Source organism: Kitasatospora sp. NPDC018058, assembly GCF_044327205.1.
In the GTDB taxonomy this organism is placed as follows: Bacteria; Actinomycetota; Actinomycetes; order Streptomycetales; family Streptomycetaceae; genus Kitasatospora.
Genome location: NZ_JBIRFA010000113.1, coordinates 1 through 4,922, shown reverse-complemented (window position 1 = coordinate 4,922; position 4,922 = coordinate 1). Strand labels below are relative to the sequence as shown.

The following is a 4,922-nucleotide window of genomic DNA, read 5'->3' as shown; positions in this document are numbered from 1 at the left end:
CCACGTCGACCGACCCGACGTGTCCCAGCGAAGACCATCACCCTGAACCCTGTGATAGTTCACTGAGTCAAGCAACGGCATTGCGTCCCCGGCGGCAGGTGGCAGACGGTGATCTCCAGGCCGGTGGCGGTGGCGAGGGCGGCGAGGTTCGCCTTTCAGGCCTTGCCGCGGGAGCTGTTCGAGCCGCCCCCGTCGGCGGTGATCAGTAGCTGCTTCGCATCGGGATAGGCGGCGCGGCCCTCTTCGTCCCACCAGCGGCGTAGGGCCGCGACGGCGAAGGCGGCCGTGTCGTGGTCAGTGCCGACGACGACGTAGCCGGTGTTGCGGCCCAGGTCGTAGATGCCGTAGGGGATCGCGGTGCCGACGGCCTGGGAGGGGAAGTCGTGGTCGAGGACCTCCACCGGCTCGCCGGGCGGCGTCCACTCCCGGCCCGGCCGGGCGAACAGGCCGATCTGCTCCTTCTTCTTGGTGTCGACGCTGACGACGGGGTCGCCCGCATCGAGGAACCGCTGCACGGTCTCGTTCAGGTGGCGGAACTGGGCGTCACGGTCGGGATGGGAGCTGCCGGCCAGGACGCGGGCATTGCCGCGCAGGCTGTACCCGGCCTCCTTCAGCATCGCGGCCACGGTGTCGCGGCCCACTTCCCGTCCCTGGGAGGCGAGTTCGTCCGCGAGGCGGGTCAACGATTTCGTGGTCCACGTCAGCGGCCCTATCGGGTCGCCCCGCGTGCTGTCGGCGACCAGGGCCAGGAGCGCCTCCCGCAGCCCGGGGTCCTTCGAGGCGGCCGAGGGGCGCCTGGCCCCGACGCGGCGGATCCGACCGTCCGGGGCGGCGTCCTCCTCCAGGTCGGCCAGGCCGCGGGAGACACAGCCCTTCGAGACGCCGGCAGCCTCGGCCACGGCCGCGATCCCACCGTGCCCCAACTGGCGGGCCTCCGCGCCGTACAGCAGCCGCCGCTGCCGCTCGTCCAGGTGCGGCACGACCGCCTCGAACTTCGCCCGCAGCGGACCGATCAACTCACCGAAACGACGCATACCACATCAACGAGCCCAAGTCCCGGAAGCAATCCCTTGACTACCGACGGCTCCCGAACACGGTGGGTGCCACGCGCTGTGCAACCTCGTTCAACGGAAGGTGGACAGCGCCATCCATAACCCCTGTCTCCAGCCCCTCCACCGGTCGGATCCGAAGGACGCCCACCACCTCGTCGGCCCGCCCGATCACAGCCCCGGGTGTCGGGCGGGCCCGCGCGGGGAGGACACTGGTACAGGACCGCCCGACGAGAGCCTCCGGAGGAACGGTGAGCGCCGCACCCGTGCACGGCCACCACGACGGCCGCCAGCCCATCGCCCGCACCCAGGACGCCGTCGCCGCCGCCCTGCCGCCGGCGCAGCGGATGGAGTTCTACCGGGAGATGGGCGAGGCCGACGACGAGACGATCGGCGGCGTCCTGCGGCGCTGGTGGCTGCGCGCCGAGCTCTACCAGGACCCGGAGGGCGACCGTATCCATGCCGCCGTCCAGGACGGGACCGCGCCGGGTACTTCGGCCTCCGCGGTCCTGCGACGCCTCGGCGCCCTGTGAGCGCCCACGACGAGGCTTCGGAGGAGGCTTCGGAGGAGGCTTCGGAGGAGGCTTCGGAGGAGGACGACCCGATCACCCTCTCCCCCGCCGTCGAGGAGCTCCTCGCCGCCCCGGGCACCTCGCCCGACGTGTTCTCGGCCGTCGTGACCTTCCTGGTCGACCTGCGGGAAAACCCCTTTCCCCACCTGAGCCTGCCGGTACCGGATCGGCCCGGCATGCACTCGGCACCGCTGAACCGGGACTTGGGGCTGGTCGAATACGCGGTGGACGAGGACGCGGACCCACCGCGCATCTACGTCTCCCGGATCCTGCGCGCCGACTGACCCTGTAACCCGCCCGCCGGTGCCCGTCCGGAGTGACACCTGGTGCGACGGAAGGCCGGGGTCGGCTGCGGGTCACGACGGCCTGGGCGGATCCTTCGGTTCCGAGAGCCCGCGTGATCACTGGCTGAGTGGGGTATGGAGGGCTACTCCTCGAACCAGACGACCAGGCGCCCGGTCGCCGTGAACGCCGGCAAGGGTGCGCATGACGGTCCACACCGGCTGCCACGGGCCGTCGACCGGGGCGGCATCGCGGCGGCGTGCGCGTTCGGCGCGGAAGACGGTGGTGCCGACGTCCCATTCGGTGCCCTCGGCACACAGTTCACCGATGCGGTCGGGATCGACGGTCAGGGTGTCGACCCCGCTGGCCCTTGCGAACCCTCGGCTCCAGTCGTCCCGGTGCATGAGCTCCAGTGCGCCGTCCGGCAGCCGTCGGTACCGGGCGATGCCGGTTGCCCGGGGGATCGCCGACTCCTTCCAGTCGATGGCGAGGATTTCGTCCCAGCCCAGCCAGGTGGCGCCGAACGCCGCCTCGCCCCACGATGCGTGTCCGGCACCGGCGGTCTCCGAAACGTCGGCGGGCAAGCCGCGGTCGGCGGCGACCGGCCGCCTGTGGCCGCTGAGGTCCCGGACGCCGAAGAGGCAGGCGAAGGCGCTGTAGTCCCTGACCACACCGAGCATGGACAGCTCGATGGCCGAGTACCACGCCGTCCGTCCGATGCTGAGGCCGGTACCCCAAGTACGGCACTCCACGAATCCCTGAATGCTCGTTCCCACAGCCTGATTGTGCCGGGGCCCTGTCGGCTCCGGCACAGCCGGGGGCACGCCCGACCGCCGTCGTGTCACAGCACTCGGGGAGGCTGTTTCCCGTGCTCGATCCCCCACAAATCGGCATCCGCCCGGTGATCGCCTCGGTGACCGAGTCCTGGAGCGTCATCGACGCCTGGCTAGCCGAGCACGCGCCCGCCAGCCTGGCCGAGCTCCGCCCGCCCGCGGCGCCCGAAGCCATCGGGCGGGCCGAGGAACGGCTCGGCCTCGCGCTCCCCGACGATGGAACAGTTGACTGGTAGACCCCCTCGGCTGCCGGAACACAGTTGAACGACGAGCTCAGTGCTGCACCTCGACGGCGGCTCCCGCCGCACGGAGCTCGTCCGCCGTCGCCTCGGCGAGATCCGACGGCACATCCTCGAGCACGGTCGCCGGCACCTGGCCGAGGAGCAGCTTGCTGTGCCAGAGGCTGAGCCCGGTCCGCCGCCTGATGACCTTGACGACCTCCAGAACGTGAGGGCCTGGGTCGGTCAACACGACGCGGTTGGGCTCCTCGTCGCAGACCAGCTCGACGTACACGACGTCCATCAGCGCTCCCCGCCCCTCGGCTCCTGCTGCGGCAGCGTAGGCGTGTCCTGGAGGTCGGGTCCATGGAAATTCGCTCCCGCCCAGCTGTATCCGGCCCCGCGCCTGTGGCCGGTCCGTGTCAGGAGCCGGGCATCAGGGAGGCCAGGTAGGCCTGGGTCTCGGGGTCGGTGGAGTAGAGGCGGGTGCCGTGGGTGGCCCAGGTGGCGAGGACGCGGTAGATGTTCAGTGCGTACGCCAGGTACCGCTCCGGCGTCAGGTCCCGCAGCTGGGCCGCGTCGTGGCTGGCTTCGGGGCGGGCTTCGGGGCGGGCTTCGGGGCGGGCTTCGGGGCGGGCTTCGGGGCGGACCTGCCAGCGGCCGTCACGGCGGACCAGGTCGGCGCCCAGGATGACGGCACCGAAGGCGTACTCGAAGCCCTGGGCGGTGTAGATGCAGCCGACCTGGTCGTGGCCGCCGTGGTCGGTCGCCCAGTAGGGGCGGGGCGGGACGTCGGGGAAGCCGGGGACGGGCTACTCGGAGCGTAGGTTCCGGGGGCGGGCTACTCGGAGCGCAGGTTCCGGGGGCGGGCTACTCGGAGCGCAGGTTCCGGGGGCGGGCTCAGGAGCGCTCATCGTCGTCCGGGCCGTGCCACCGGATGGCGACCTCCGGCTCCGGCGGGGGGACGTCGTCGGCGTTCCAGGGCCAGCAGGACCCCGCGGTGATCCGTGCGCCGTGTGCCTACGAGGAAGCGGTCGACGAGGTTCCCCTGCGCGGGCCCCAGGCCGGCGCAGCCGAGGCGGCCCGCCGGTCCGCCGGCGGGAAGGATGTCGGCGAGGTCGTCACGGCCCTGAGGTAGTGGACGTATCCGCCGACCTGTCGGGCGGGGTGCGGCACGCTCCGCTGGCCGATCTCCAGCATCCCCGGGTCGTGTGTCGAGGGAACGGCCCGCGTCCACTGCTTCAGCTCGACCACTGCAACCGTCAGCGCACCGTCCGCCTCCTGGCCGGCCACGGCCGCGTCGACGCGCTCGCCCGTCCTCAGCAGCGACAGTTCCAGCAGCAACGGTTCCAGCAGCAACGGTTCCAGCAGCAACGGTTCCAGCAGGACGTCGGGGTCCCCCGCTCCTACGCGCACGACCGCGTCGAGCAGGACCGGCCAGCTTCGCCGCCAGCTGCGAATCTCCTCCTCCCCCGGCGCTATTCCGTACCGGGCCCGGAAGCGCTGCGCACGCGTCAACGAACTCCGGCCGCACGGTCTGCCGCGCCGCCTCGCTGATGCTCTCCCGGTGCAGATACATGGTCGATGGATACCACCACCGTCCGACATCGCCGACAGCGGTGTGTACTCCGACAGCCCGTGTGACGGCCGTCTGTCCGACGCCACGTCAGCGTCGGACAGACGGATCGGCGGCCGCGGGCAGGAGGCCGGGCTACGGCCCCTGGCGCGGCCTGCGGCCTATCCCCCGTAGCGTGCGCGCAAGGCCAGGCCGCAGGCCGTTCCAACGGCCGCGCCGACGCCGGTCAGGAGGACGGGGACCAGCTTGGGGCGGTTCTTGAGGACGACCGTCAGCCCGCCCACCTTGAGGGTGAAGTAAGGGCGTCCGCCAGTAGGTCATCGGATGCGGGGGCTTCGAGGCCGGGTATCCCAGCGGTAGAGGGTCCAAGCCCGTCTGATTAGGCAGCGGAC

Annotated in this window: 7 protein-coding genes and 1 pseudogene; 3 read left to right on the top strand and 5 right to left on the bottom strand. The window is 71.7% G+C overall.

What is annotated here, in order from left to right; translation table 11 throughout:
* Window positions 1–83: 83 nt before the first annotated feature.
* Window positions 84–1,034 (bottom strand): annotated as a pseudogene (locus ACH4E7_RS45210) (ISAzo13 family transposase); the annotation flags it as partial.
* A gap of 266 nt (window positions 1,035–1,300) precedes the next feature.
* On the opposite strand from ACH4E7_RS45210, the gene ACH4E7_RS45205 reads away from it, so the two are divergent.
* The gene (locus ACH4E7_RS45205; RefSeq protein WP_396255064.1) at window positions 1,301–1,582 is read left to right on the top strand and encodes a hypothetical protein; all 282 of its coding nucleotides are present in this window, start codon (window positions 1,301–1,303) and stop codon (window positions 1,580–1,582) included.
* Window positions 1,579–1,905 carry a hypothetical protein gene (locus ACH4E7_RS45200; RefSeq protein ID WP_396255063.1) on the top strand — a complete coding sequence of 109 codons (327 nt, stop codon included), beginning with the start codon at window positions 1,579–1,581 and terminating at the stop codon, window positions 1,903–1,905. Before ACH4E7_RS45205 ends, ACH4E7_RS45200 begins: the two co-directional genes overlap by 4 nt.
* Before the next feature lie 117 nt (window positions 1,906–2,022).
* On the opposite strand, the gene ACH4E7_RS45195 is transcribed toward ACH4E7_RS45200, so the two are convergent.
* Window positions 2,023–2,679 (bottom strand): hypothetical protein, encoded by a 657-nt coding sequence (locus ACH4E7_RS45195; RefSeq protein WP_396255062.1) that lies wholly within the window; start codon window positions 2,677–2,679, stop codon window positions 2,023–2,025.
* A gap of 92 nt (window positions 2,680–2,771) precedes the next feature.
* Between ACH4E7_RS45195 and ACH4E7_RS45190 the strand changes: the two genes are divergently transcribed.
* Entirely contained in the window at window positions 2,772–2,972 is a 201-nt protein-coding gene (locus ACH4E7_RS45190) for a hypothetical protein (RefSeq protein ID WP_396255061.1), read from the top strand.
* A 37-nt stretch (window positions 2,973–3,009) separates the two neighbouring features.
* Here ACH4E7_RS45190 and ACH4E7_RS45185 read toward each other — a convergent pair whose 3' ends face one another.
* From ACH4E7_RS45185 to ACH4E7_RS45175, 3 genes are all read right to left on the bottom strand, one after another.
* Complete coding sequence (locus ACH4E7_RS45185) at window positions 3,010–3,258, bottom strand: ribosomal protein L7/L12 (protein ID WP_396255060.1); 249 nt, start codon at window positions 3,256–3,258, stop codon at window positions 3,010–3,012.
* Between the two features lie 118 nt (window positions 3,259–3,376).
* Window positions 3,377–3,688: a DNA/RNA helicase domain-containing protein gene (locus tag ACH4E7_RS45180; protein WP_396255065.1), complete on the bottom strand. Its 312-nt coding sequence runs from the start codon at window positions 3,686–3,688 to the stop codon at window positions 3,377–3,379.
* A 286-nt stretch (window positions 3,689–3,974) separates the two neighbouring features.
* Window positions 3,975–4,472 carry a hypothetical protein gene (locus ACH4E7_RS45175; RefSeq protein WP_396255059.1) on the bottom strand — a complete coding sequence of 166 codons (498 nt, stop codon included), beginning with the start codon at window positions 4,470–4,472 and terminating at the stop codon, window positions 3,975–3,977.
* Window positions 4,473–4,922 lie beyond the last annotated feature (450 nt).

Excerpts from the sequence above, each read along its gene's own strand:
- ACH4E7_RS45185 (WP_396255060.1), bottom strand. The coding sequence starts at position 3,258 with ATGGACGTCGTGTACGTCGAGCTGGTCTGCGACGAGGAGCCCAACCGC.